The organism is Roseovarius autotrophicus, assembly GCF_018069895.1.
GTDB lineage: Bacteria > Pseudomonadota > Alphaproteobacteria > Rhodobacterales > Rhodobacteraceae > Roseovarius > Roseovarius autotrophicus.
Map to the genome: position 1 here is coordinate 15241 of NZ_JAGQDH010000018.1, position 23374 is coordinate 38614.

Below are 23374 nucleotides of genomic sequence, written 5' to 3' on the forward strand. Positions count from 1 at the left end.
CTGTCCCGTGATGTCTCATTTTGTGTTGAATCTACGTCATTTTACGATGTGCCAAAACAGGCAAAAGAAAGAAAACACGCGCCTGCGGCAGATTTGTAGCGCTCGGGCGGTGATTTCCCGTCACTCCCGCGTCGCGCCCTCCTCTGTCACGGTCGCCAGACGCGCGATCTCGGCCTCGACCTCGGCCATGAAACCGGGCCGCGGGCCGTCGCCCACGATCTCGATCACCTTGCGGAACTGCGCCAGCGCCTCGGCCTCGCGGCCAAGCGCGGCATAGGTGCGCGCCAGGTGATACTGCACCGACGCATCCCCCGGCAGCCCCGCTGCCGCCGGTTCCAGCGCGCCAAGCGCCGAGTCGAGATCACCACGGCGGAAGGCGATCCAGCCATAGGTGTCCTGAAAGGCCGGCACCTCGCGCCCACGCAACCGCCGGGCAATCTCATGGGCGCGCGTCAGGCTTTCGGCATCCTCGCGCCCGGTCGCCAGCAGGCTGGCCAGATTGTTGGCGATGATCAGGTTGCTGCTGTTGGCGGCATAAAGCCGGTCATAGATGGCAATCGCCCCCTCGATATCGCCCTCGCTCTCGAACATGCCGGCCAGCGCCCAATTGAGCCGCAGGTTCCCGGGCAGGATCGCAAGGCCGTCATCGAGCGCCTGCCGGGCCGCCGCCGGATCCTCCTGCGCCGCGCTGATGCTGTAGAGGGCCAGCCAGAATCGCGGATCCTGCGGCGCGGCCAGGGTCAGATCGCGAAACGCCGCCTGTGCCGCCGCGCGCTCTCCGGTCACCGCCTGCACCGAGGCCAGCAGGAAGCGCGCGTTCAGATCGTCGGGATTGGCCGCGAGCGTCTCGCGCGCATAGGTGCGCGCGCCCTCTTCATCGCCCTGGGTCAGGCGGGTGCGCACGATCGCCGCCGCTGCCGCCATGCCGCCCGCCCCGTCCCCCGCCAGCCCGTCGAGAAAGCTCATGAGCTCGTCCTGACGGTCCTGCGCGGCAAGCCGGCGCGCGGTCAGCTCGTTGGCGATCTGCCCGGCGGTGACGCGGTCGGAATGGCGGCGCAGCGTCTCGATCACCTGATCCAGGCGCGGCCAGTCCCGCTCGCCCAGATGGACATCTCCCAGGCCGCCCAGCAGGGCGATACTGTCGGGGGCCAGCCGCAGCGCATTGATCAGCACGGTTTCGGCCGTCCGCCGGTTGCCCTGCGAGATAAGGTAGCGCGCATAGCGCAGCGATTCCTCGGGCGCATTGCGCGAGGCCTCGACCGCGCGGCTCAGCATCTCGGCCATCAGGTCGCGATTGCCCGCGCGTTCATGGGCCTGCGCCATCAGCGTCATCGCCTGCGCGTCATTGGGCGCCGCGCCAAGCGCCGTGCGCAGCGCGACGATCGCCTCGTCGGTGCGGTCGCTCTCGATCAGCCAGCCCGCCCGCATCTTGAGCGCCTCGACCTGGCTCCGGTCCTGTTCGAGCACCTCCTCGATCAGGGCGCGCGCGCCGACATTGTTGCCGGTCGCATCAAGCATCCGCGCCAGCATGACCATGATGCTGCGCCGCTCGTCCGAAGGGGCCATCCCGCCGATCAGCCCTTCCATCCCGGAGATGGCCGCATCCCGTTCCCCCAGATCAAAGCGGAACCCGGCGCGCAGCGCGGTCAGTTGCGCGCGCGCCGGCGGATCCCCGGCCAGGATACGCTCCAGTTCGGCCAACGCGGTCGCGCGGTCGCGCACCTCGGACAGGAAGCGGATATAGGTGGTGATATCCTCGACCGTGCCCGAATCGGCCCGGGCGCGCAGAAACGCATCGGCCGCCTCGATGTCGCCTTGCGAGAGATACCAGCGCACCAGCGTCGCCAGCACGCTCGGGTCGTCGGGGAAGATCCCGAGCATCTCCTCAAGCTGTGCACGGATCTCGCGCGTCTCGCCAAGCTGGTTCAGCACGCCCAGCCGGAGCGTGTAAAGCTCGCGGTCTCCGGACGCCTCGGCAAGGGCGGCGTCGATGGCCGCAAGCGCCCCCGTCCAGTCCTGGTTGCGGATGAGATCGTCGATCAGCACCCGCCGCGCGATCATCAGGCCGGGATCCTCGGAAACAAGCGCCTGCGCCCGGATTACCGTCTCGTGCCGCGCCGCCGCATCATTGCCCATGATCGCATCGCGATAGGCAAGCGTGAGGTTCACGGCCTGAACCAGGCGGTCCTCCGGCGCAAGCCCGGCCGCCACCGCGCCGTGACGGCGCGCGGCGTCCCAGTCACTGACCTCGAGCGACAGCTCGGCCAGGGCGCGCTGACCAGGCAAATTGTCAGGATATTGCTCGACCAGACGCAGATACTGGCCATAGGCCTCGCGGATATTGCCCCGCCCACGCTCGGCCTCGGCATAAAGCAGCCGCGCCTCGTGATGCATGCCGTTCAGCTTGAAGACATTGCGGAACTCCACGAGGGCGCGATCGACATCGCCCTGTTCCAGCAGGGCGCGGCCGGATTGGAAATGCCCCTCGGCACGCTCTTCCGCCGTATCGCAGAAGGACAGAAGCCCCGCGGTGACAAGCGCCAGGAAAGTCGGTTTGATCATGTCGCCACTCTTGCATCCTTGAGCCGGCACCGCATCCCGGCCCCATCACGCTCCCCGAAGATCTCCGACGGGCGGCGCGTGGTCAATATCCGGTGCCGCGCAGCACCACCGACACCGTCCGCAGCAGGATGGACAGATCCAGCGACAGCGACAGCGACGACAGGTAGCGGTTGTCGAAACCCGCGCGCTCGGCAAAGCTGGTCTCGTTGCGCTCGGAAATCTGCCACAGGCCGGTGATCCCGGGCCGCAGGTCGAAATAGGCCGTGCCGGGGTAAAGCCGTTCCTGTTCCGGCATCATCGGCCGCGGCCCGACCAGCGACATGTCGCCCTTCAGCACGTTCCACAGCTGCGGCAGCTCATCCAGAGAGGACTTGCGCAGGAAGCGGCCGATCCGGGTGGTCCGCGGATCGCACTTGAGCTTCTGGGTCTCGACCCATTCGCGGCGCGCCTCGGAGTTCTGGTCGAGATGCGCCGCCAGCAGCGCCTCGGCCCCCGGCACCATGGTGCGGATCTTGATCAGGCGGAACAGCCGCCCGCCACGCCCGAGACGTTTCTGGCAGTAAAGCGGGTTGCCGCCTTCCAGGGCGACAAGGCCCATCATGCCCAGAATGAGCGGCAGGGAAATCGGCAGGCTCAGAACGACAAGAAGAATATCAAGGCACCGCTTGGCCCCGTCGCGATAGACCGCACGACGGCGGTGGCCATGTTCCGGCGCGGCAGCGCGCCCCCGGAGCGGCAAGTCGGAATAATCCCGAAAAGTCATGTAAATCCCCTACTCACATCACACACGTCAATATATCTTGCGCCGGATGCGGACTGACCAACATTGAAATATGCATCGGCAAGCACTGCGTGACCCGTGTCCACGCCCCCATCCCAGAGAACACATCCAGGGTGCCTAAAACAAGCCACAATTTTGCCTGATTTTCCAGACCGTCACGTCAAGCCACTGAAAACCTTTAATTTCATTGGCTTTCGCGCATTGCCACCCAGGGTTGCGGTCGTAAACCGCCCACCATTGTCACCAGATGCGAAACAAATCGCTCAAAACCGGGAAATCGTCCGGATCGGATCGTATCCGATTCGCCGGAACGCCCGGCCCGACAAGGCCGCCCTTTGCCCCGCGAGCCCCGCAATTTTCCCACTCGTGCCATCAAAGCGCAGGAATTCCTTCCTACATCGTCAGGGAAACGGCATGCGGATGCAAAAGGACATGATCGGGATTCTCGCCTTGATGGTATGGCCCCCGTGCCCTATCCCCGGCCTGTCGGGGATGGTTGTCGACAGGCTGACCCGTTTTGAAAGACGCATATGAAACCTGAAGCCCTTTACGCAGATTTCTTCGGCCTGTCCGAGCGTCCTTTCACGCTCCTGCCCGACCCATCCTTTCTTTTCTGGTCGAAGGCACATCGCAACGCCTATACGATCCTCGATTACGGCATCTTCTCGCGCGCGCCCATCACCGTGGTCACCGGCGAGATCGGATCCGGCAAGACCACGCTGGTGCATCACCTGATCAGGAACACCGACGAGTCGGTCACCATCGGGCTGGTCTCCAACGCCCAGGGCGGGCGCGGGGAACTGTTGCAATGGGTGCTCAACGCACTCTCGGTCGAGGTGCCCAGGGGTGCGACCTATGTGCAGAAGTTCCAGAAACTCCAGGATTTCCTGATCGCCGAATATGCCGCCGAGCGGCGGGTGGTGCTGATCTTCGACGAGGCACAGAACCTCTCGATACAGGGGCTTGAGGAACTGCGCATGCTCACCAACATCAACGCCAACAAGGACGAGCTGATCCAGTTGATCCTTGTGGGCCAGCCCGAATTGCGCGACGTGATCCGCAGCCCCAGGATGCGCCAGCTTGCCCAGAGGGTCGCCGCGAGTTTTCACATCCCGGCCATGGATGCCGCGACCGTGGCGCAGTATATCCGCCACCGGTTGCAGTCCGTGGGCGGGACGGGGCAGGAATTCACCGATGGCGCCTGCCGGATGGTGCACGAGCAGACCGGCGGCGTGCCGCGGCTTGTCAACCAGTTCTGCGACATCGCCATGGTCTATGCCTGGAGCACTGAACAGAAAACCGTGACCGAAGATATCCTGCAAAGCGTGCTTGAAGACGGGCTGTTCTTTGCAGCCACCCTGGCCGCCGAAGAAAGCGACGCGACATGAGTGACCTGACATACTACTTCTCGATTTTCCTGCGGCGACTGCATTATTTCCTCGTGGTCTCGGTGGTGGTGACCGCCGTCTCGGTGATCGCCGCCCTCTCGCTGCCACCGGCCTATGAATCGCAGACCCGGCTCTTGCTGGAAGGGCCACAGATCCCTTCGGAACTGGCCGCCTCGACAGTCACGGTGGGGTTGCTCGAACAGCTCGAGATCATCGAGCAGCGGTTGATGACGCGGGCCAACATGCTTGCCGTGGCGCGCAGCCAGTCCGTCTTCGAGAACATCCAGGAGATGACCGCCGACGAGATCGTGACGGCGATGCGGGCGCGCACCTCGATCAGCCGGGGTGGCCCCGCACGCAGCCCGACACCGATCCTGACGATCACCTTCCAGGCCCGCACCCCCGCCGCCGCAGCCGGGGTGCTCAACGAATACCTGACCCTGATCGAACAGCAGAACGCCGAGTTCCGCACCTCGCGCGCGGGCAACACGCTGGAATTCTTCGAACAGGAAGTGCAGCGGCTGGGCCAGGATCTCGACGTGCAAAGCGCCCGCATCCTCGAGTTCAAGACCCGGAATTCCGGCGCCCTGCCCGAAAGCCTGCAATTCCGTCTCGACCAGCAGGACAGGCTTCAGGAGCAGGTCCGCCAGATCGACCGGGATATCCTGATGCTGTATGCACAGCGCGACCGGCTGATCCAGATCTTCGAGGCGACCGGGCAGGTGGATGCCACCCAGGGCGCGCGCCTCTCGCCCGATGAACAGCGCCTGCACGACCTGCGCGCCCAGCTTGACGAGGCGCTTCTGGTCTATTCCGCGGAAAACCCCCAGGTGAGGATGCTTCAGGCCCGTGTCGCGCAGCTTGAACAACGGCTTGCCAGCGCGCCCGAAAGGGCCGGCGGCGCAGAGACGGACACACCGCAACGCCCCGGCTCGGCCACGCTCGATCTGCAACTGAGCGAGATCGACACACGGGTCGCGCTCTTGCGGGAACAGCGCGGCGAGATCGAGACCCGGCTGAAGGGGCTTGAGGAAACGCTGGCGCGCACCCCCGCCAATACCGTCACCCTCGACGAGCTGACGCGGACCTATGCCAATATCGAGGAACAATACAACATGGCCGTCGACCGCCTCGCCCGCGCCAGCACCGGCGAGCGGATCGAGTCGCTCTCGCGCGGGCAGCGGATCTCGGTGATCGAGCCCCCCGCCATGCCGACCCTGCCCACCAAACCGAACCGGGTGCTCATCGCCGGGGGCGGCACGGTATTCGGCATTCTGGCGGGCATCGGCCTTGTGGTGCTGATCGAGCTGCTCAACCGCACGGCGCGGCGGCCCGAGGATATCGTCTCCCGCATCGGCGTGCGCCCGCTTGCCACCATTCCCTACCTGCACAACCGGTCCGAGATCCTCCGGAGGCGCCTGACCAGGATCGCCGTCTACCTGGTGATCGTTCTGGGCCTTCCCGCAGTGGTCTATGCGGTGCATCTCTATTACCTGCCGCTCGACCTACTGGCCGATCGGGCCATGAACAGGATCGGGGTCCGCTGGTGACCGGTCACAGCCATATCAGGAGTGCTTGAAATGGAACGCATTCAGGAAGCCCTGGCCAAGGCCCGCGCCGAGCGCCAGAAGGGCAGCGCCAGACAGGACGAACCCGCCGCACCGCCGCGCGCCGTGCCGCAGATGCCAGCGGTGGACGACAGCTGGGCCGCCCTGGCCCCGTTCAAGTTCAACCGCACCCTGCTCCGCCGCAACCGGGTGGTCGCGGTCGAAAGCGGGCGCGAGGCCGCGCCCTATGATCTTCTGCGCACCAAGATCATCCACCAGGCACAGACCAACGGCTGGCGGCGGGTGGCGATCGTCTCTCCCGACATGGGGGCGGGCAAGACCACCACGCTGGCCAATCTCGCCTTCAGCTTCGAGCGGCAGCGCGACATGCGCGTGCTCTGCATCGATCTCGACCTGCGCCGCCCGTCGCTGCACAAGGTGCTGGGCCAGGGGCCCGATCATTCCATGGCCGATGTGCTCAACGGCCATGTCCGCTTTGCCGAACACGGGCTGCGGCTGGGCAACCGGGTGGTGCTGGGGCTCAACAACGGCCCCGCCACAAGACCCTCGGAGCTTCTGCTGAGCCGCGATGCGCGTGATGCGCTCGACGGGATCGAGACGGATTACGCGCCCGATCTCGTGCTCTTCGACATCTCACCGCTCAATGCCAGCGACGACAACATCGCCTTTCTGCAGAATGTCGATTGCGCCGTGATCATCGCGGCGGCCGAGGTCACGCCCATGAGCCGGATCGACCATGCCGAGCGGCAGGTGGCGGAGCTGACCAATGTGATGGGGATCGTGCTCAACAAGTGCCGCTATATCAGCGATGCCGAAGGGTATGATTACTACTGAAAGCGGCGCAATGCCCGAGACCGCGATCATCATCCCGCATTACAATGACGTGGCGCGGCTCCGGCGATGCCTCGAGGCATTGATGGAAAACGACCTCACGGGCTGCGAGGTGCTGGTGGTTGACAACGGCTCGACGCAATCGCTGGCAGAGGTCGAGGCGGCCTTCCCGGCGGTGCGCTTCGTGACCGAGACCGAGAGGGGGGCCGCCGCCGCGCGCAATCGCGGCGTGGCCGAGACCACCGCGCCCCGGCTCATGTTCCTCGACGCCGATTGCGTGCCCGCCCCCGACTGGATGGCGGTGGGGCGCCGGGTGGCGGGCAAGGCCGATCTCGTCGGGGGTCGCGTCGAGGTCTTCGACGAAACCCCGCCGCCACGCAGCGGGGCCGAGGCCTTCGAGGCGGTCTTTGCCTTCGATTTCCGCCATTACATCGAGGAACAAGGGTTTTCCGGCACCGGCAACCTGATCACACGGCGCGCGGTATTCGAGGATGTGGGCCCGTTTCGCGGCGGGGTGTCCGAGGATCGCGACTGGTCGTTTCGCGCCACGGGCAAGGGCTATCGGCTGGCTTACGAGGACGGGCTGCGCGTGGGTCATCCCTCGCGGCAGGACTGGCCCGCGCTCCGGGCCAAGTGGCGACGCATCACCCAAGAGATGTTCGGCCAGACCGGGGGCGGCCCGGGCGCGCGGCTGAAATGGGCGCTCAAGGGGCTTATGATGCCTTTGAGCATTCTCGCGCATCTGCCCAGGATCATGAAAAACCGCGCCCTTTCAGGATCCAGCGACCGCTGGCGCGCCACCGCCACGCTCATTCGCCTGCGCCTTTTGCGCATGGTCTGGATGCTGCGTCAGGCCATGGGCCTGCCAATCTGATCCGCCAAGTGGAAAGGGCCACCCAAGGGCGGCCCTTTTGCAAATTCCATCCGCTGGCGCCTCAGGCGGCCTTGCGACGACGACGCAGCGCGGCAACCCCGCCCAGGGCCGTCAGCAGCAGCAGCCCGCCCGCCGGAAGCGGCACCGCAGACACATCGACCCGCACGATGATGTCATCAAAATCACCGTCATCGTTCGCACCGCCGTCATCCAGCGCAAGATAGAAACGGGTCAGGGCGCCAAGGGTGGCTGTATCAGCAAAAACACCGAAATTGCCCGTGTCTGAAGAGAACATGGTAGAGTTCGCGTCACCGATCGAGAAAGACAACCGTGATGCGAAATCGCCCGCGCCGACAACGGTCGAGAATGTCTGGCCGTTCAGAATGCCGGTTGCGAAATCCACCGACTCATTGCTCACATTTTCCTGAATGACGGTCGTGCCGTCGAACAGGAGCGCGTTGTTGAACCCGCTCTCCGCGGCGACAAGCGAGAACGTGAGCCTCAGCGGACCCGATGCAATCAGTTGCAAGGGCGTCTCGGGATCGCCGGTAAACAGCGTGGACGCCCCGACGCTCTCAAGCTGGGAGGTGAAAGCCTGCCCGGAAATGCTATCAACAGCCATTCCTATCTCGGCTGACGTAAGGTTCACGGTCGCAGCGGAGGCGACAGAGGATGTCGCGATGGCAAGGGCCGAGGCTGCCAGAAAGGTCTTGATCACTGAAACGCTCCCTCTGATTGAAAACAGACCCTCGAACGGGTCTCGAAACATGAACCCCATGATACGGGAACAAACTCGTTCCTGAAAGGAAAACCATCTTTGAGGCATAATTTTGCCGCTTTCTCGCCATATTTCGTGAAGCCATGCGATCCATGGGCCTGTTGCCGGAAAGAAAACGGGCCGCACCGGCGGCCCGATTCGAGACAGCTGGCAGGCATGCATCCTCAGGCGGCCTTGCGCTTGTGCCGCATGACGGCCATGGCCTGCATCGCTACTGCAGCTGCATCGCGATCCGGGGGGCCGCGTCCGGCAGGGCCTCGATCACATGGCGCACCGGCACGGAGCGATCCGGGGTGATCAGCCGTCCGCTGGTATCAAACCGCCACCCCCCTTCCGCCCCGTCCCGATCCCAGCCTTGCAGGCGACCGGCGGCATCGTAGCGATAGACATCGCGCCAGCCGGCCTGCGGAAACAGCACCGGATCGGCATAGCCCCCCTCCGGCACCCGGAAATCACGGCTTTCGATGCGCAGCGCGCCGTCGGGGCCCGGACCATAGCGCCGCGTCTCGTGCTGCGGCAAGAGGACCGAGATCAGGCCTGGCAGGCTGTCGTGATCGCCCGACCGGGCAAAGACCCCGATATCGACCCGGTTCGAGCGGATTTCGGGGCGGCCCGGCACCGGGCGTGGCAATTGCCAGTCAAGCGTGATCCGCGCCCGCAGGCCCTGCCCGTCCAGCGGCTCGATCCGTGTGCGCGCGGGGTCGCCGCGCAAAAGCCGCCAGTGGAACTCCGGCGCGCGCCCCTGCATGTCGCGTGTCGCCGCGACCGAGACGACCATGCTGCGGCTGGCCGCATGGCTGCGCCAGATCCGGGCAATGGCGGCGGGCGTGTCGAAAAGCCGCTCGCTCAGCCCTTCGCCGAAATAGTCCGTCCCTTCCCTCGCCTCGCTGTCCTCCAGCACCGCCATCCGCACCATCGGCGGCACAGTTTCGGGGGTCAGGGCATTGGCGAGGCTGACCATCCGCATCAGGTTGATCTGGTCGGTGGGGATCACCGAAGGATGCGCCAACCCCGACAGATAGGCCTCGCGGCTCAACACCGGCGCGAGGCTGCGGCGAAAGATCATCTGCACGGTCGCGGCCAGAAGCTGGTTCTCGTGCAGAAACGCCTTGGTCTCGGGGCGCAGCGCCGCGAGGATCATCGCCAGCGCCTCCAGATGCGGCCGGTCCGAGCCGGACGAGCCCTGCGAGACGAGGAAGAAGGGCGTGTTGGCCGGGAAGAGATCGCCATGCCTGGGATCGTGGTCACGATGCTCGGGATAGACATGGATCTGCCCGGCCAGATAGTTCTGATAAAGATGCAGCGGCCCGGTCTCGCGGGTCAGCGCCAGGCGCGGCAGCGACCGCCAGAGCGGCCCGTCCCGAACCGCGGTAGAGGAATTGCCGATGAGCGGCGCATCGAAGATCACCGGTCCCGCCAGCCCGTAATCGAGCCCCGCCGCACGCGCCTCCGCGTCATAGGCCACATGGGTGAGCTGCGGATGCGCCCCGGGCGGCAGCCGCGAATGGCCCCGGTCACGGTTCTCGTAAAGATCGCCATGATTGCCCGCCGCACGCCCCTCGAAGACCATCTGCCAGAGCAGCCGATGCGCCGGATCGCGCCTCTCGGTCCCCAGCACCGGCGCGCTGGTCTCGGGGATGGCCACCCGCGCCAGCAGCCGCCCGCCCGGCCCCACCCGCGACAGATCCGCCAGCCGGATCAGGACCGTGCCCGCCTCTGCCCCCTGCGCCAGCGCCGCCCCGGGCATCAGCCCCAGCCCGGCCAGACCCCGGATCAGCGCACGGCGGGAAAGGGCAAGGGGCATGGGCGGCAGGCTCCGGCAAGGGCGCGCATGGCCCGGCAAGGACCATGGAACCATCCTGAGCGCAGGGGACACCGCGCGCAAGACGGGATGCGGAAGACACGCGGCGCGATGCAGAATCCATCCGACGGAGACCATTTTCCCGACAGCGCGATGCGGGGAACACGCGACGCAATACGGCGGGCGCAGGGCGGGACACCGGCGCGGGGGCCGGTGTCCTGACTCGTGTTCAGGCCCCCGATGCCTTCTCCGCCTGCGCGGGGAGAAGGCGGGCCTGAACGAAACTGGCAAGAAATAGGAACGTATACTTCACAGGCCGACCCTTCCGCCGACCGTGACGGAATGACATGGTCTGACGGCAGAAGATGCGCAGGACCATCCGATGTTGCAGGCCCGCATGAAAACCTTCACATAATGAATGACCTTGTTCGTAGTCGCGGAAGCCCCCATGCAAGATATCCTGCCCTTCGATCCATCGCTCATGCTGATCGGAGGAGCATGGTGCCGCCCGGCCGCGACGCTGCGGCTTGCCGATCCCTCGACCGATGAGGAGATAGCCCGGATCGCGCGGGGCGGTCCGGCGGATATCGACAGGGCCGTCGTGGCGGCACAGGCCGCGCTGGATGGCGATTGGGGCCGCATGACGGCGGCGGAACGTGGGCGACTGCTTTTGCGACTTGGCCGGCATGTCCAGGACAACGTGGAACTGCTCGCAGAGATCGAGGCGCGGGATGTGGGCAAACCCTTGACACAGGCGCGTGCCGATGCGCTGGCCCTTGCGCGGTATTGCGAATTCTACGGCGGGGCAGCGGACAAGATTCACGGAACGACGATCCCGTATCAGACGGGTTACACCGTCTACACGCTGCGCGAACCGCATGGGGTCACGGGCCATATCGTGCCCTGGAACTATCCGATGCAGATCATCGGGCGTTCGGTCGGCGCGGCGCTTGCGATGGGAAATGCCTGCGTCCTCAAGCCAGCCGAGGATGCCTGCCTGACAGCGCTTCTGTTCGCGCATCTTGCGCAGGAAGCGGGCTTGCCGGCAGGCGCGCTCAATGTCGTGCCGGGTCTCGGGTCGGAAGCGGGCGCCGCGCTGTCATCACATCCGGGGGTCCATCACATCAGCTTTACCGGCTCGGTGGCGACCGGGGCCGCCGTGCAGAGAGCGGCGGCTGCCAACGTCATCCCGGTCACGCTCGAACTGGGGGGGAAGTCGCCGCAGATCGTGTTCGAGGACGCGGATCTCGATGCCGCGCTGCCGTTCCTCGTGAATGCCGGGCTACAGAACTCGGGTCAGACATGTTCGGCCTCCTCGCGCATTCTGGTGCAGCGCGGCGTGTTCGACCAACTGGCCGAGCGCATGGCGCGCGCATACCGCGCCAAGCGGATCGGCCGCGCGGTGGACGATGCCGATATCGGCCCGCTGGTGAACGCAACGCAGAAGGCGCGGGTGCTGGACTATCTTGAGAACGCGGCGGGGCTGCCACTGCTCGCGCGCGTGGAGCCAGCAAGCGATCTGCCGGAAACGGGGCATTTCGTACCGGCCTGTCTGTTCGGTCCCGTCGACCCGGATCATCGGCTGGCGCAGGAGGAGATTTTCGGGCCGGTGCAGGTCATTATTCCCTTCGATACCGAGGAAGACGCGCTGCGGATCGCCAACGGCACCGACTATGGCCTGGTGGCCAGCATCTGGACCCGTGACGGAGCGCGGCAGATGCGGCTGGCTCGCAAGGTGAAAGCGGGTCAGATATTCATCAACAATTACGGCGCGGGCGGCGGCGTCGAACTGCCTTTTGGCGGTGTCGGAAAATCCGGGCACGGTCGGGAGAAAGGCTTCGAGGCGCTTTACGGGTTTTCGACGCTCAAGACAGTTGCCGCCTTTCACGGCTGATCGGACGGCGGATACACGCGACAACAGCGAGGACAGACATGCGGTTGAAGGGAAAGACGGCGATCGTCACGGGTGCCGGGTCGGGCTTTGGCGCGGGAATCGCCACGCGGTTTCTGGCGGAAGGGGCGCAGGTCATGCTCGCGGATATCAACGAGGAGGCCGCCGCCGCCCTGGCGGCGGCGCAGGGGGGCCTCGCGCATCGCTGCGACGTATCCGACGGTGCGCAGGTGGCCGCGATGGTGCAAAAAGCGACCGAGGCATTCGGTCATGTGGACATCCTGGTGAACAATGCCGGCGTCACGCATCTGCCCGCCCCGATGGAGGAGGTGAGCGAAGACGACTTCGACCGCGTGTTCGCGGTGAACTGCAAGTCGGTTTACCTGACGGCGCGGGCGCTGGTGCCGCAGATGAAGGCGCGGGGTCAGGGCACGATCCTCAATATCGCGTCCACGGCGGGCGTGTCGCCAAGACCGCGGTTGAATTGGTACAACGCTTCCAAGGGCTGGATGATCACCGCGACGCGCGCGATGGCGGTCGAGCTTGCGCCTGCGGGAATCCGGGTCAACGCGCTCAACCCGGTGGCCGGTGAGACGCCCCTGCTGAAAAGTTTTCTGGGCGAGGATACGCCCGAGATGCGGGCCAGGTTCCTCTCGACAATCCCGCTGGGCCGGTTTTCCACGCCCGAAGATCTGGCGAATGCGGCCCTCTACCTGTGTTCGGACGAGGCGAGCATGGTGACCGGGGTCTGCATGGAGGTCGATGGCGGTCGCTGCATCTGATCGGGAACCGGGGTCCCGGTGTCACGCCGTCCCCCCCGGGATCAGCTTGAAATCAACGCGCTGGATGCGCTCCGGCGTCTTTCCCAGAAGTCTCTGCAGGATGTTATCCGCCGCGACGAACCCTATCCGTTCACGGTTCGACGCGATCGTGGTCAGCGGCGTCGGCAATGCCTGGCCGATGCTCAGCCCGTTGAAGCCGGCCAGCGCGATCCCGTCAGGCACGGCCAGTCCGACCGTTTGACAATGAAAAACCCCGCCGACGGCCATGTCGTCGTTGGAAAAGAACACGGCGTCGGGCCGTTCCGGTAACTCACGCAACAATGTCTCGAGGCCCTGTTTGCCAAGTGGAACGGATGACGGGCCTTCCATAATCCGTATCCCCGTCAGGGTTGCGCCGATATCCGCAAGCCCCTCCCGGAACCCTTCAAGGCGCGCCTTCGCACGGAAATCAGTCGTGATGTCGTGACCAACATAGCCAAAGGTGCGATATCCCCGGCCCAGCAGGAAATGCGCCATCGCGCGGCCCGCCGAGCGGTGCGAGAATCCGACGGCCATATCGGCTGTATCCGTATCGATATCCATGATCTCGACGACGGGCAGATCCGCAGCCTGCAACAGCGCGCGGGACGCCGCGCTGTTGCAGGCAGGCGCAAGCACGAGCCCCGCCGGGCGCCATGACAACAGATCGCGCAGCAGCCGTTCCTCGCGCTCGGCATCGTAGTGCGAAATGCCAAGGATCGGATGATAGCCGCCGCCTTCCAGCCGGCTCTCGAGACCTTTCAGAACGTCGGCAAACACGATGTTGGACAGCGACGGAAGGATCACGCCGACCTGGCGCGAGGCCCCCCCGGCCAGCGTGCCGGCAAGACGGTTCGGCACATAGTTCAGCATACGCGCGGCCTGCTCGACCCGTGCCAGCGTCTCCTGCGCGACCAGACCGCCACCGCGCAACGCGCGGCTTGCCGTGATCTCGCTGACACCGGCGCGCTTGGCAACCTGCGACAGCGTCGGCCTGCGGTTGCGCGTGTCCTTTTGTGACGTGGCCATCTGTTATGTCGGCTGCTATGGTTGCGCTGTCATGAGATTTGGCAATTCTGGCAGCGGACCACTGAGATTGCCGATGTTTGAAGATATCCCAGTATTGCCGAAGCCACGGGGCTTGTCCAGCCTGAGATCTTCCGTCACGGCTGCCGCGTTCGGAGCGGATGGCGCTTGACCGGAACGAGCATCATCTGCAAAGACTGCGAAAGATTTTGAAACCGAAGATACACAATCTACTGATTATGTTTGGAAAAATAATATGTCGATGTCATCTTTCCTCATCGCGGTTCAGGCTTTACCCGAAGCCACCTTGCGGATGATGGCACAGGATCTGTGCCGCACACCCCGCGATCCATCAGGCCGGTTGTGCGCATGGCGGTGGACCGCAATCACGGCAGGAAGCCGCTTCGATAGTCCGCAAATGGTCGGGTATTGACAGCGTTGTCATGGTCGGTATTGCTGGCTGCGGGGAGGTCGGAAATGCGGATTCTTGTCACGGGTGCCGCTGGATTCATCGGTCGCATGGTAGTCGAGGCGCTGGCAGCGCGAGACGACCTCGTCGTCGATGGGCAGCCTGGCCAAATCGCCTCCATCATCGCGACCGACATCGCCGCCGGGCCGCTCGCGGACCTGTCGGCGCGGCACGACCGGGTGTGCGCGATCCCCGGCAGTCTCGACGACCCGGACGTGCTGGCGCGCATTCGCGAGAATGCACCGGACGTGATCGTGCATCTGGCCGCCGTCGTCTCGGGTCTGGCCGAGCAGGATTTCGACCTCGGAATGCGGGTCAATGTGCATTCGACGATCGCGCTGATCGACGCGTGCCGTGCCATGTCGCACCCGCCCGTGTTTCTGTTCTCGTCCTCTGTGGCGGTGTTTTCCTGCCCCGGAAACGACACGATTTCCGAGACCACGCTGCCGGCACCCATGTCCTCCTACGGCACGCAGAAACTGATCTGCGAGTTGCTGGTCCGCGACGCCAGTCGCAAGGGCTTTATCAAGGGGCGGGCGATCCGCTTTCCCACTATCTCGGTCCGGCCCGGCAAGCCGAACCGCGCGGCGTCCAGCTTTGCGAGCGGCATCATTCGCGAACCGCTCGCCGGGATGAGAGCCGACCTGCCGGTCGGTCACGACCTGCGTCTGCACCTTGCATCTCCACTGAAGGCGCTCGACGGTATCCTAGTCGCCATCGGCCTGTCTCAGGACACCATTGGTGTCGAGACGACGCTGACTCTCCCCGGCACATCGGTGACCGTGGCCGGGATGATCGAGGCGCTTTCACGTCTTGCCGGGCCGCAATGCGCTGCGCTGATCACCCCGCGGCCAGACCCGGCCATCGAACGGATCGTCGCGTCCTGGCCAGGCCAGATCTTGTCCCCCCGGGCGGAGTCGCTCGGGTTTTCGGCAAATGCCAATATCGAAGAAATCATCCAGGAATACATGGATGGTTCCCAACAGGCCGGTCGCTGATCGGCGCCACACAGGAGGAGACCCATGAAACATTTCACACTCGGCGCCATCGCCGCCCTGGCCCTGACCACGGCATCGCATGCGCAGCAGCAAATCGTCGTCGGCCATGCGCTGTCGCCGGCCTCGCATTATGGCGTGGGCGCAGATGCGTTCCTCAACACGCTGACGGAATTGTCGGGCGGCACGTTCACCGGCTCGCAAGCCCCCGCAGGCCAGCTGGGCGGCGAGCGCGACATGATCGAAGGTCTGCAGATCGGCTCGCTCGACGTGGTCATCACCTCGACCGGCCCGTTGGGCAACTTCGTCCCGCAGGTCTATGCGCTCGACCTGCCGTTCCTGTTCCGCGACTACGACCACGCGCGCACGGTTCTGGATGGCGAGATCGGCCAGGAACTGCTGGACAAGATCGGCGAAAACAATCTGGTGGGGCTGGCCTGGTCGGAAAATGGTTTCCGCCATGTGACCAATGCCAGGCATCCGGTCCGCACCCCCGAAGACCTGAAGGGCCTCAAGCTGCGCACGATGGAAAACCGTGTGCACATGGCGGCCTTCGAAGGCATGGGCGCGGCACCCACGCCGATGGCCTTCCCCGAATTGTTCACCGCGTTGCAGCAGGGCGTTGTTGACGGTCAGGAGAACCCGGTAACCGTGATCACTGCGGCCAAGTTCTGGGAAGTCCAGAAATACGTCTCGCTGACCGGCCATGTCTATTCCCCGGCCGTCGTTCTGGCCTCGCCGATCCTGCTCGACAGTCTGACCGAGGAACAGAAGGGCTGGTTCATGGAAGCCGCCAAGGCCTCGGCCGCGGCCACCCGCGCCGAGGTGAACCGCCTCGAAGAGGCCGGGGTCGCGCTGCTGCGCGAGAACGGCATGGAGGTCATCACCGATATCGACAAGGCCCCGTTTGCCGCGCTGGCCGAAGAGTCGTCCTATGCCGTCTATACGGACCAATATGGCAGCGAGATGATCGAGCGCATCAAGGCCGTAGAGTAATCCCGGTCTGACAGCCGGGCCGGCGCCGATCTTGCGCCGGCCCTTGCACAAAGGACACCATGAAACTCTTTCTGAAATTTGAAGCCGTGACGACCGGCATCGCGCTGCGAGGGGCGATCATGTTCCTTTTGATCGCGACGGGGCTTGCGCTTTACCAGGTCACGACGCGGTTTGTCTTTGGCCAACCGTCCACATGGTCCGAGGTCATCACACGGTCGGCCATGATCTGGTCGGTCTTTCTCGCCGTTGCGCCGGCCTTTCGCGAGGGCACGATGATCGCAGTGGAGATCGTGCAGAAGATGCTGCCGCCCCGGCTCGGGTTCGCGCTCTATCTCGTCTCGATGACGATGTCGCTCACCTTTTTCGGCATCCTCTTCTGGCAAGGTTGGGCCATGACGGAGCGCGTCGTCCCGCAAAAGCTCGCCGCGCTCGAAATCTCGATCGCGTGGGTCTATGCCGCTCTGCCGGTTGGATCGATCTTCATCCTGATTGCAATTCTGGGCTGCATGGTCCGGGCCATGGAAACCGGCACGATCGAGCCGGCGGACGTGTCCAGATGAACGTGGCCCTCGCTCTTTCGCTCGCGATCTTCTTTCTGGCCGGTGTGCCGATCGCCGTGGCCATCGGCCTTGCATCCGTCATCGGCATCGAGGCGCATGGCCGGCTGCCACTTCTGCTTGTGGCGCAGAGGATGTTCACCGGCATTGACAGCTTCCCTCTCATGGCGATCCCGCTGTTCATCCTTGCAGGCAATCTGATGTCGGCCGGCGGGATCTCGCTCCGGCTCGTCAACCTCGCCAAATCACTCGTCGGCGGTATTCAGGGGGGGCTTGCGACGTCCTGCGTTCTGACCTGCATGATGTTCGCGTCGGTTTCAGGCTCCTCTGTCGCGACCACCTTTGCCATCGGAACCATCCTGATCCCGGCAATGGTGCGGCACGGCTACCCGGCGCCCATGGCTGCCTCGGTTCAGGCCAGCTCTGCCGAGCTTGGTGTTCTGATCCCGCCATCCATCCCGCTTATCCTCTATGGTGTGTCCACCGACACGTCGATCGGCCAGCTTTTCCTGGCGGGCATCGGCCCGGGATTCCTCGTGGCCGGGGCGCTGATGGCGCTGGTCCTCATCTTGTGCCGCATCCGGGGGATCGGACTCGAGGACGGTATCGATCGTCCCAAGGTCGGCGCGGCATTCCTGTCGGCTCTGCCGGCGCTGATCGTTCCGGTGGTCATCCTCGGTGGAATCTACACCGGGGTATTCACGCCGACCGAGGCCAGCGCAGCAGCCGTTGCGGCGGCTCTTGTCGTCGGAATGCTTTTCTATCGCGAGCTGAAATTCTCGCATCTGTCCGAGATCCTGAAGAAGACCGTCCTCGCGACCGCGACGATCATGCTCATCATATCGGCGGCAGCGCTCTTTTCCTTCCTCATCACCCGGTCGGGCCTGCCGAACGAGATCGCCGCCTGGTTCAAGGAAATGTTCGACAGCCGTATTGCCTTTCTCCTTGTGGTCAACATTCTGCTGCTCGTCGTCGGCATGTTCATCGAAACCTCGGCGGCAATCCTGGTGCTCGCGCCGATCCTGATGCCGATCGCGGTGGCTTACGGCGTGGACCCGGTCCATTTCGGCCTCATCATCGTCGTGAACCTCGCATTGGGCATGATCACGCCGCCGCTTGGCGTGAACCTGTTCGCCGCCTGTGCCGTGGCGAACCTCTCTGTCGAGAAGATCATTCCGCAGCTTTTCTGGTTCGTGCTGACGGTTTTCGGGGCGCTGATGATCATCACCTACGTTCCGGCAATCACGCTCTGGCCGATGCAAACAATCCTGGGAATAAACTGATGGTTCAAATCGTGCATTTCGCGGGGCTCGGCTCGATGGGCCTCGGCATGGCACAATCGGCGGCGAAAGCGGGATTGACGGTCTATGGCTTCGATCCGGATGCACGCCGGGTCGAGATGCTCGCGGCCTCCGGCGGGCAGGCGCTCGACCGCAATGCACCCAAGGCCAGCGCACTCGTCTGTGTGGTTCTCAACGCCGAGCAGACGAAAGAGGCGCTCTTCGGCCCCCATGGCTGGGCTGATCTTGTGGAACCGGGCGGGGTGATCCTGGGCTGCGCGACCGTCGCGCCAGACGTCGCCCGCGCACTCGAGACCGATGCCGAAGCGCGCGGGCTGCTTTACCTCGATGCCCCGATTTCCGGCGGGGCGGCCAAGGCGGCGCAGGGGCAGCTGTCGGTCATGGCCTCCGGGAAACCGGCCGCCTTCGACAGGGCCGCCAATGTTCTGGATGCCATCGCGCAAACAGTCCACCGGCTCGGTGACAACGCAGGCACCGGCTCTGCGATGAAGGCGGTGAACCAGCTTCTGGCGGGCGTGCATATCGCCGCCATGGGCGAGGCGCTCAGCTTTGCCGCCTCGCAGAACCTCGATCTGGCCCGCGTGCTGGACGTCATCAAGGTATCGGCCGGCACGTCCTGGATGTTCGAGAACCGCGCGCCCCATGTCATCGACGCCGATTATGCGCCCCGTTCGGCCATCGACATCTGGTCCAAGGACCTCGGTATCGTGACCGACATCGCCGCCGCCGCAGGTCTGCCGCTGCCGGTGACGGAAACCGCACTGGTGCAATACCGCGCCGCTTCGGCGGCGGGTCTGGGGCGCGAGGATGACGCCGCCATCACGAAACACATCGCGGGCAGGGCCAGCATCTGCCTGCCGGGGGGTGGCTGATGCTGCTGGGGTGTATTGGCGACGATTTCACTGGCGCCAGTGATCTGGGCAATACGCTGACCAGGGCCGGAATGCGCTGCGTGCAATATGTCGGCGTGCCCGATGCCCCGGCGGCGGCGGGCGTGGAAGCCGGAATCGTCGCGCTGAAATCCCGCTCGATCCCTGTTGCCGACGCCGTCGCACAATCGCTGCAGGCGCTGGACTGGCTCAGGGCGCAGGGCTGCCGGCAGTTCCTGTTCAAATACTGTTCGACTTTCGACTCCACGCCCGAGGGCAATATCGGCCCCGTGGCCGAGGCGCTGGCCGACGCGCTGGACGCGCGGCAGGTCATCTTTTGCCCCGCTTTCCCCGCGATGGGGCGGTCGGTCTATCAGGGTCATCTTTTCGTGGGCGACAGGCTTCTGAACGAGTCCGGCATGCAGCACCATCCGCTGACACCGATGACAGACCCGGATATCCGCCGCTGGCTGTCACGGCAGGCGCGGGGCAGTGTCGGTCTGGTCGATGCGGGCATCGTGCGACAGGGACCGGACGCCATTGCACAGGCACTGGCCGCGCAGGACGCACAGGGGCATCGGCTGATCGTCACCGACGCGATCACCGACGACGATCTCCTCGCGCTTGGGCGCGCAGTCGCGGAGCAGCCGATCATCACCGGCGGGTCGGGGATCGCGATGGGGCTGCCTGCGAATTTCGCAGCGCGGGGCGAACTGGCCGGCTCGGCCGCTGCCTGGCGCGCACAGCCAGGGCCGGCGGTCGTCCTGTCCGGCTCGTGCTCGCAGGCGACGCGGGATCAGGTCGCCCGCCACAGGGCCGCCCACCCGTCGCGCGAACTGCGGGCCGAAGCGGTCATGGCGGGCGATATCCACGTGGACGCCCTTGCCGATTGGGCGATGGCGCAAGCCGGCGTGCCGCTGATCTACACTTCGGCGGATCCGGCCCGGGTGGCGGACAGCCAGGCGCGCTTTGGACAGGCGGCCATAGCCAGCGCCATCGAGGCGCTCTTTTCCGGGCTTGCCCGCGCGCTGGTGCGACGGGGCTGCACCGGCCTGATCTGCGCCGGAGGCGAGACCTCGGGCGCCATCGTGAGCGGGCTCGGCCTTGACACACTCGAGATCGGGCCGGAAATCGCAACGGGCGTCCCCGCGATGCGGGCGCGCCCCGACCTGGTGCTGGCGCTGAAATCGGGCAATTTCGGCGGCCCCGATTTCTTCATGGATGCCGCAGGTGTTCTGAAGGGCGCGTCATGACCGAAGCAAAGCTGCGCGAACAGATCTGCCTGCTTGCGAAATCCCTGTTCGACCGTGGATTGACGGGGGGAAGCACCGGCAACATCTCGGCCCGCACGCCCGATAACGGCCTGCTCGTCTCGCCGACGGGGACCAGCTTCGGGCGGCTCGATCCCGCCCGGCTCAGCCATTTTGACGCCGGGGGGCGGCTGATCGGGGGCGACCCTCCGACCAAGGAGATGCCGCTCCATGCCGCCTTCTACGACACGCGCGGCACAGCGGGCGCGGTCGTGCATCTGCACTCCGTCCATTCGGTTGCGCTATCCATGATGCCGGATGTGGATGCCGACAACTTTCTGCCCGCGCTCACACCGTATTCGATCATGAAGCTCGGCAAGGTGCGGCTCCTTCCTTTCTTCCTGCCTGGCGATCCCGCCATGGGCGAGGCGGTGCGCGGGCTCGCGGGCAAACGCGCGGCAGTCATGCTGGCCAATCACGGCCCCGTGGTGGCCGGCAAGGATGTCGAGGCCGCCTGTAACGCCATCGAAGAGCTTGAATATACGGCCCGCCTTACGCTTCTGATGCGCGGGATGGGCGCGCATGGCCTCACAGAGACCCAGGTGCGTGACGTGGTGACGACATTCGATGTGGAGTGGGACGATTGAGGTTTTCCGCCAACCTGGGTTTCCTCTGGACAGATCACCCCCTGCCGGAGGCGATCAGAGCGGCAAAAGAGGCGGGTTTCGACGCGGTCGAGCTGCACTGGCCCTATGAGGTGCCTGCGGCCCATGTGGCCGCGGCCTTGCACGAGACGGGTTTGCCGTGCATTGGGCTGAACACCCGGCGCGGCGATATTGGGGCGGGCGAAAACGGCCTTGCGGCACTTCCCGGCCGCGAGACGGACGCGCGCGCCGCCATCGACGAAGCGCTGTCCTACGGGGCCGAGATCGGGGCGGGCAACGTGCATGTCATGGCGGGGTTTGCGGCGGGAGCGCAGGCGCTGGCCACGTTCCTGCGCAATCTTGCCTATGCTTGTGAGCGGGCCGCGCCGCTGGGGATCGGCATTCTGATCGAGCCGCTCAACCGGTATGACGCACCGGGTTATTTCCTGCAAACGACGGATCAGGCAGTGGCGATAATCGATGAGCTTGGCCATCAATCGCTGCGATTGATGTTCGACTGCTACCATGTGCAACTGACCGAAGGCAATCTGACCCATCGCCTGACCGAACTATTACCATATATCGGCCACATCCAGTTCGCCTCTGTGCCCGACCGGGGGGCACCCGATCATGGCGAGGTCGATTTCAACCATGTCTTTACCGTGATCGAGACGCTGGGATACCACCGCCCTCTGGGCGCGGAATACAAGCCCGACGGTGATACGGATGCCTCGCTTTCCTGGCTGCGCAGGAGACGCTCTCCGATATTCCCCGGTTGAGTCCTATGTGAACGCCCCCTTTGGCAAGTGTTGATTTCGTCCTTGTGCAATCCTGACATCTCCGGGCCCGGACAGATTGCAGCCAATGAAAGAAGGTCGCGCCGCGACGACAGGGCGATCTACCGAAGGCTGACGCCCTCCAGATTGCCTGGTTTCAGACGGTAGCGGATAACGTTGCCCTCATGGAGGCCGGCCAACTGTTCACGAACGTAGGCACGAGCAAACTCCCGATAGCATCACGCCCGGCCCCGGGGTTCTCCCCCACGAAGTCGAGTATATCTTGATCCGATAGGGCCATGAAACGATATCCCATCAGTGCTAAACGATTATTGCGTTGATACACTTGTACTTTTCGCCGATTCAAATTTTTGTTTCACGCATTTTGCAAGGATACTGAGATGCCGGAGGCGGAGGGTCGTTGATCGCTGATGTGAAACACATCCCCCATTGAAAACAAAGATATGCAAGCGTTTGCTGACTTGAGACGATGGCTTCAGTAGCGGACAGTCACGCCGCATGAGCCGCGGCACCAAGGGGGCGCTTACCCTCAAGGCCCTGTGACTGTTCGGCTTTTCGGTCATACAACATCGGCGATCGATCGTCTGTCACTTATTTGTGGACGCTCGGTCACTATGCCCGAATCTTCCAGCTGCTCGCGGTCCGGAAGGTCACGCAGGCTCTCCAACCCGAAAGCGACGAGGAACTGCTCGGTGGTGACGAAGGTATAAGGTGCGCCGCGACGCGGTGCGCGCGGTCCGGTCGCGATCAGGTTTCGGGCGGCAAGCCGCCCGATCAGGTCGCGGCTGATCTCACGCCCGAAGATGTCCTCGAGCCCGTCGCGGGTGATCGGCTGGTGATAGGCAATGGCGGCCAGAACCGCGACGTCGAACTCGTTCAGGTCCAGCAACTGGTCGCCCACATCCGCCGCCACTCGGATCGCGGGCGCGTAGGCGGCCCGCGTCCGGAACATCCAGCCGTCGGCCACCTTGGCAATCTCGAACGCCCGCCCCTCCAGATCGGCGGCCAGGTCCTCGACCAGCAGATCGACCGAGACCTCCTGCCCCACTATCCGCGACAGATCCTCGCGAGCGACTGGCGTGGCGGAGGCAAAGAGCACCGCCTCGATCCGGCACATCCATTCACGCCAGCGCAGGTCCGGTGGCAGGTCGAGCAACTCGCGATCAAGTTCAGGTTCGGATCGGCCCTTGGCCATG

Annotated in this window: 20 protein-coding genes; 14 read left to right on the top strand and 6 right to left on the bottom strand. The window is 64.7% G+C overall.

What is annotated here, in order from left to right:
• Positions 1-120 precede the first annotated feature (120 nt).
• Positions 121-2562, bottom strand: coding sequence for a tetratricopeptide repeat protein (locus KAK09_RS14730; protein ID WP_210879703.1), 2442 nt, complete (start codon positions 2560-2562; stop codon positions 121-123).
• Positions 2563-2644: 82 nt separating this feature from the next.
• Complete coding sequence (locus KAK09_RS14735) at positions 2645-3325, bottom strand: sugar transferase (protein WP_210879704.1); 681 nt, start codon at positions 3323-3325, stop codon at positions 2645-2647.
• A 548-nt stretch (positions 3326-3873) separates the two neighbouring features.
• Here KAK09_RS14735 and KAK09_RS14740 point away from each other — a divergent pair.
• Genes KAK09_RS14740 through KAK09_RS14755 form a run of 4 tightly spaced genes read left to right on the top strand, consistent with a single transcriptional unit; the run spans position 3874 to position 8004 of the window.
• Positions 3874-4731 carry an ExeA family protein gene (locus KAK09_RS14740; RefSeq protein WP_210879705.1) on the top strand — a complete coding sequence of 286 codons (858 nt, stop codon included), beginning with the start codon at positions 3874-3876 and terminating at the stop codon, positions 4729-4731.
• On the top strand, positions 4728-6281 hold the full coding sequence (locus KAK09_RS14745) for a GumC family protein (RefSeq protein ID WP_210879706.1): 1554 nt from the start codon (positions 4728-4730) through the stop codon (positions 6279-6281). Before KAK09_RS14740 ends, KAK09_RS14745 begins: the two co-directional genes overlap by 4 nt.
• A 30-nt stretch (positions 6282-6311) precedes the next feature.
• Positions 6312-7133, top strand: a complete 822-nt coding sequence (locus KAK09_RS14750; protein ID WP_210879707.1) for a CpsD/CapB family tyrosine-protein kinase — start codon at positions 6312-6314, stop codon at positions 7131-7133.
• 10 nt (positions 7134-7143) lie between these two features.
• Complete coding sequence (locus KAK09_RS14755; protein WP_210879708.1) at positions 7144-8004, top strand: glycosyltransferase family 2 protein; 861 nt, start codon at positions 7144-7146, stop codon at positions 8002-8004.
• Positions 8005-8065: 61 nt separating this feature from the next.
• Here the strand turns inward: KAK09_RS14755 and KAK09_RS14760 are convergent, their stop codons facing one another.
• Both KAK09_RS14760 and KAK09_RS14765 read right to left on the bottom strand, forming a co-directional pair.
• The gene (locus KAK09_RS14760; RefSeq protein WP_272491272.1) at positions 8066-8722 is read right to left on the bottom strand and encodes a VPLPA-CTERM sorting domain-containing protein; all 657 of its coding nucleotides are present in this window, start codon (positions 8720-8722) and stop codon (positions 8066-8068) included.
• A gap of 271 nt (positions 8723-8993) precedes the next feature.
• Positions 8994-10586, bottom strand: coding sequence for a hypothetical protein (locus KAK09_RS14765; protein ID WP_210879709.1), 1593 nt, complete (start codon positions 10584-10586; stop codon positions 8994-8996).
• A 445-nt stretch (positions 10587-11031) separates the two neighbouring features.
• Between KAK09_RS14765 and KAK09_RS14770 the strand changes: the two genes are divergently transcribed.
• Both KAK09_RS14770 and KAK09_RS14775 read left to right on the top strand, forming a co-directional pair.
• On the top strand, positions 11032-12477 hold the full coding sequence (locus KAK09_RS14770) for an aldehyde dehydrogenase family protein (RefSeq protein ID WP_210879710.1): 1446 nt from the start codon (positions 11032-11034) through the stop codon (positions 12475-12477).
• Positions 12478-12515: 38 nt separating this feature from the next.
• A complete protein-coding gene (locus KAK09_RS14775; protein WP_210879711.1) occupies positions 12516-13256 on the top strand; it encodes an SDR family oxidoreductase in 741 nt (246 codons plus the stop codon).
• A 21-nt stretch (positions 13257-13277) separates the two neighbouring features.
• Here the strand turns inward: KAK09_RS14775 and KAK09_RS14780 are convergent, their stop codons facing one another.
• Positions 13278-14303, bottom strand: coding sequence for a LacI family DNA-binding transcriptional regulator (locus KAK09_RS14780; protein ID WP_210879712.1), 1026 nt, complete (start codon positions 14301-14303; stop codon positions 13278-13280).
• Between the two features lie 474 nt (positions 14304-14777).
• Here KAK09_RS14780 and denD point away from each other — a divergent pair, with 474 nt between their 5' ends.
• From denD to KAK09_RS14820, 8 genes are read left to right on the top strand one after another with little or no spacing between them, the layout of a single operon-like run.
• The gene (gene denD / locus KAK09_RS14785; RefSeq protein WP_210879713.1) at positions 14778-15767 is read left to right on the top strand and encodes a D-erythronate dehydrogenase; all 990 of its coding nucleotides are present in this window, start codon (positions 14778-14780) and stop codon (positions 15765-15767) included.
• A 24-nt stretch (positions 15768-15791) separates the two neighbouring features.
• Complete coding sequence (locus KAK09_RS14790) at positions 15792-16760, top strand: TRAP transporter substrate-binding protein (protein ID WP_210879714.1); 969 nt, start codon at positions 15792-15794, stop codon at positions 16758-16760.
• A gap of 59 nt (positions 16761-16819) precedes the next feature.
• Positions 16820-17320 carry a TRAP transporter small permease gene (locus tag KAK09_RS14795; protein ID WP_210879715.1) on the top strand — a complete coding sequence of 167 codons (501 nt, stop codon included), beginning with the start codon at positions 16820-16822 and terminating at the stop codon, positions 17318-17320.
• Positions 17317-18600, top strand: coding sequence for a TRAP transporter large permease (locus tag KAK09_RS14800; protein ID WP_210879716.1), 1284 nt, complete (start codon positions 17317-17319; stop codon positions 18598-18600). The genes KAK09_RS14795 and KAK09_RS14800 overlap by 4 nt, the downstream gene beginning before the upstream one ends.
• Positions 18600-19490, top strand: coding sequence for an L-threonate dehydrogenase (gene ltnD, locus KAK09_RS14805; RefSeq protein WP_210879717.1), 891 nt, complete (start codon positions 18600-18602; stop codon positions 19488-19490). The genes KAK09_RS14800 and ltnD overlap by 1 nt, the downstream gene beginning before the upstream one ends.
• Positions 19490-20740 (top strand): 3-oxo-tetronate kinase, encoded by a 1251-nt coding sequence (gene otnK / locus KAK09_RS14810; RefSeq protein ID WP_210879718.1) that lies wholly within the window; start codon positions 19490-19492, stop codon positions 20738-20740. The genes ltnD and otnK overlap by 1 nt, the downstream gene beginning before the upstream one ends.
• The gene (gene otnC / locus KAK09_RS14815) at positions 20737-21384 is read left to right on the top strand and encodes a 3-oxo-tetronate 4-phosphate decarboxylase (protein ID WP_210879719.1); all 648 of its coding nucleotides are present in this window, start codon (positions 20737-20739) and stop codon (positions 21382-21384) included. The genes otnK and otnC overlap by 4 nt, the downstream gene beginning before the upstream one ends.
• Complete coding sequence (locus tag KAK09_RS14820) at positions 21381-22160, top strand: hydroxypyruvate isomerase family protein (protein ID WP_210879720.1); 780 nt, start codon at positions 21381-21383, stop codon at positions 22158-22160. Before otnC ends, KAK09_RS14820 begins: the two co-directional genes overlap by 4 nt.
• A 577-nt stretch (positions 22161-22737) precedes the next feature.
• Here the strand turns inward: KAK09_RS14820 and scpB are convergent.
• Positions 22738-23373 (bottom strand): SMC-Scp complex subunit ScpB, encoded by a 636-nt coding sequence (gene scpB, locus KAK09_RS14825; protein ID WP_210879721.1) that lies wholly within the window; start codon positions 23371-23373, stop codon positions 22738-22740.
• Between the last annotated feature and the right edge of the window lies 1 nt (position 23374).

What these genes read in the sequence shown, in the direction of transcription:
- KAK09_RS14790 (WP_210879714.1), top strand. Translation starts at nt 15,792, where the DNA reads ATGAAACATTTCACACTCGGCGCCATCGCCGCCCTGGCCCTGACCACG.
- otnC (WP_210879719.1), top strand. Translation starts at nt 20,737, where the DNA reads ATGACCGAAGCAAAGCTGCGCGAACAGATCTGCCTGCTTGCGAAATCC.
- ltnD (WP_210879717.1), top strand. Translation starts at nt 18,600, where the DNA reads ATGGTTCAAATCGTGCATTTCGCGGGGCTCGGCTCGATGGGCCTCGGC.
- otnK (WP_210879718.1), top strand. Translation starts at nt 19,490, where the DNA reads ATGCTGCTGGGGTGTATTGGCGACGATTTCACTGGCGCCAGTGATCTG.
- KAK09_RS14770 (WP_210879710.1), top strand. Translation starts at nt 11,032, where the DNA reads ATGCAAGATATCCTGCCCTTCGATCCATCGCTCATGCTGATCGGAGGA.
- KAK09_RS14730 (WP_210879703.1), bottom strand. Translation starts at nt 2,562, where the DNA reads ATGATCAAACCGACTTTCCTGGCGCTTGTCACCGCGGGGCTTCTGTCC.
- KAK09_RS14800 (WP_210879716.1), top strand. Translation starts at nt 17,317, where the DNA reads ATGAACGTGGCCCTCGCTCTTTCGCTCGCGATCTTCTTTCTGGCCGGT.
- KAK09_RS14755 (WP_210879708.1), top strand. Translation starts at nt 7,144, where the DNA reads ATGCCCGAGACCGCGATCATCATCCCGCATTACAATGACGTGGCGCGG.
- KAK09_RS14740 (WP_210879705.1), top strand. Translation starts at nt 3,874, where the DNA reads ATGAAACCTGAAGCCCTTTACGCAGATTTCTTCGGCCTGTCCGAGCGT.
- KAK09_RS14795 (WP_210879715.1), top strand. Translation starts at nt 16,820, where the DNA reads ATGAAACTCTTTCTGAAATTTGAAGCCGTGACGACCGGCATCGCGCTG.
- scpB (WP_210879721.1), bottom strand. Translation starts at nt 23,373, where the DNA reads ATGGCCAAGGGCCGATCCGAACCTGAACTTGATCGCGAGTTGCTCGAC.
- KAK09_RS14765 (WP_210879709.1), bottom strand. Translation starts at nt 10,586, where the DNA reads ATGCCCCTTGCCCTTTCCCGCCGTGCGCTGATCCGGGGTCTGGCCGGG.
- KAK09_RS14750 (WP_210879707.1), top strand. Translation starts at nt 6,312, where the DNA reads ATGGAACGCATTCAGGAAGCCCTGGCCAAGGCCCGCGCCGAGCGCCAG.
- KAK09_RS14775 (WP_210879711.1), top strand. Translation starts at nt 12,516, where the DNA reads ATGCGGTTGAAGGGAAAGACGGCGATCGTCACGGGTGCCGGGTCGGGC.
- KAK09_RS14745 (WP_210879706.1), top strand. Translation starts at nt 4,728, where the DNA reads ATGAGTGACCTGACATACTACTTCTCGATTTTCCTGCGGCGACTGCAT.
- denD (WP_210879713.1), top strand. Translation starts at nt 14,778, where the DNA reads ATGCGGATTCTTGTCACGGGTGCCGCTGGATTCATCGGTCGCATGGTA.
- KAK09_RS14735 (WP_210879704.1), bottom strand. Translation starts at nt 3,325, where the DNA reads ATGACTTTTCGGGATTATTCCGACTTGCCGCTCCGGGGGCGCGCTGCC.
- KAK09_RS14780 (WP_210879712.1), bottom strand. Translation starts at nt 14,303, where the DNA reads ATGGCCACGTCACAAAAGGACACGCGCAACCGCAGGCCGACGCTGTCG.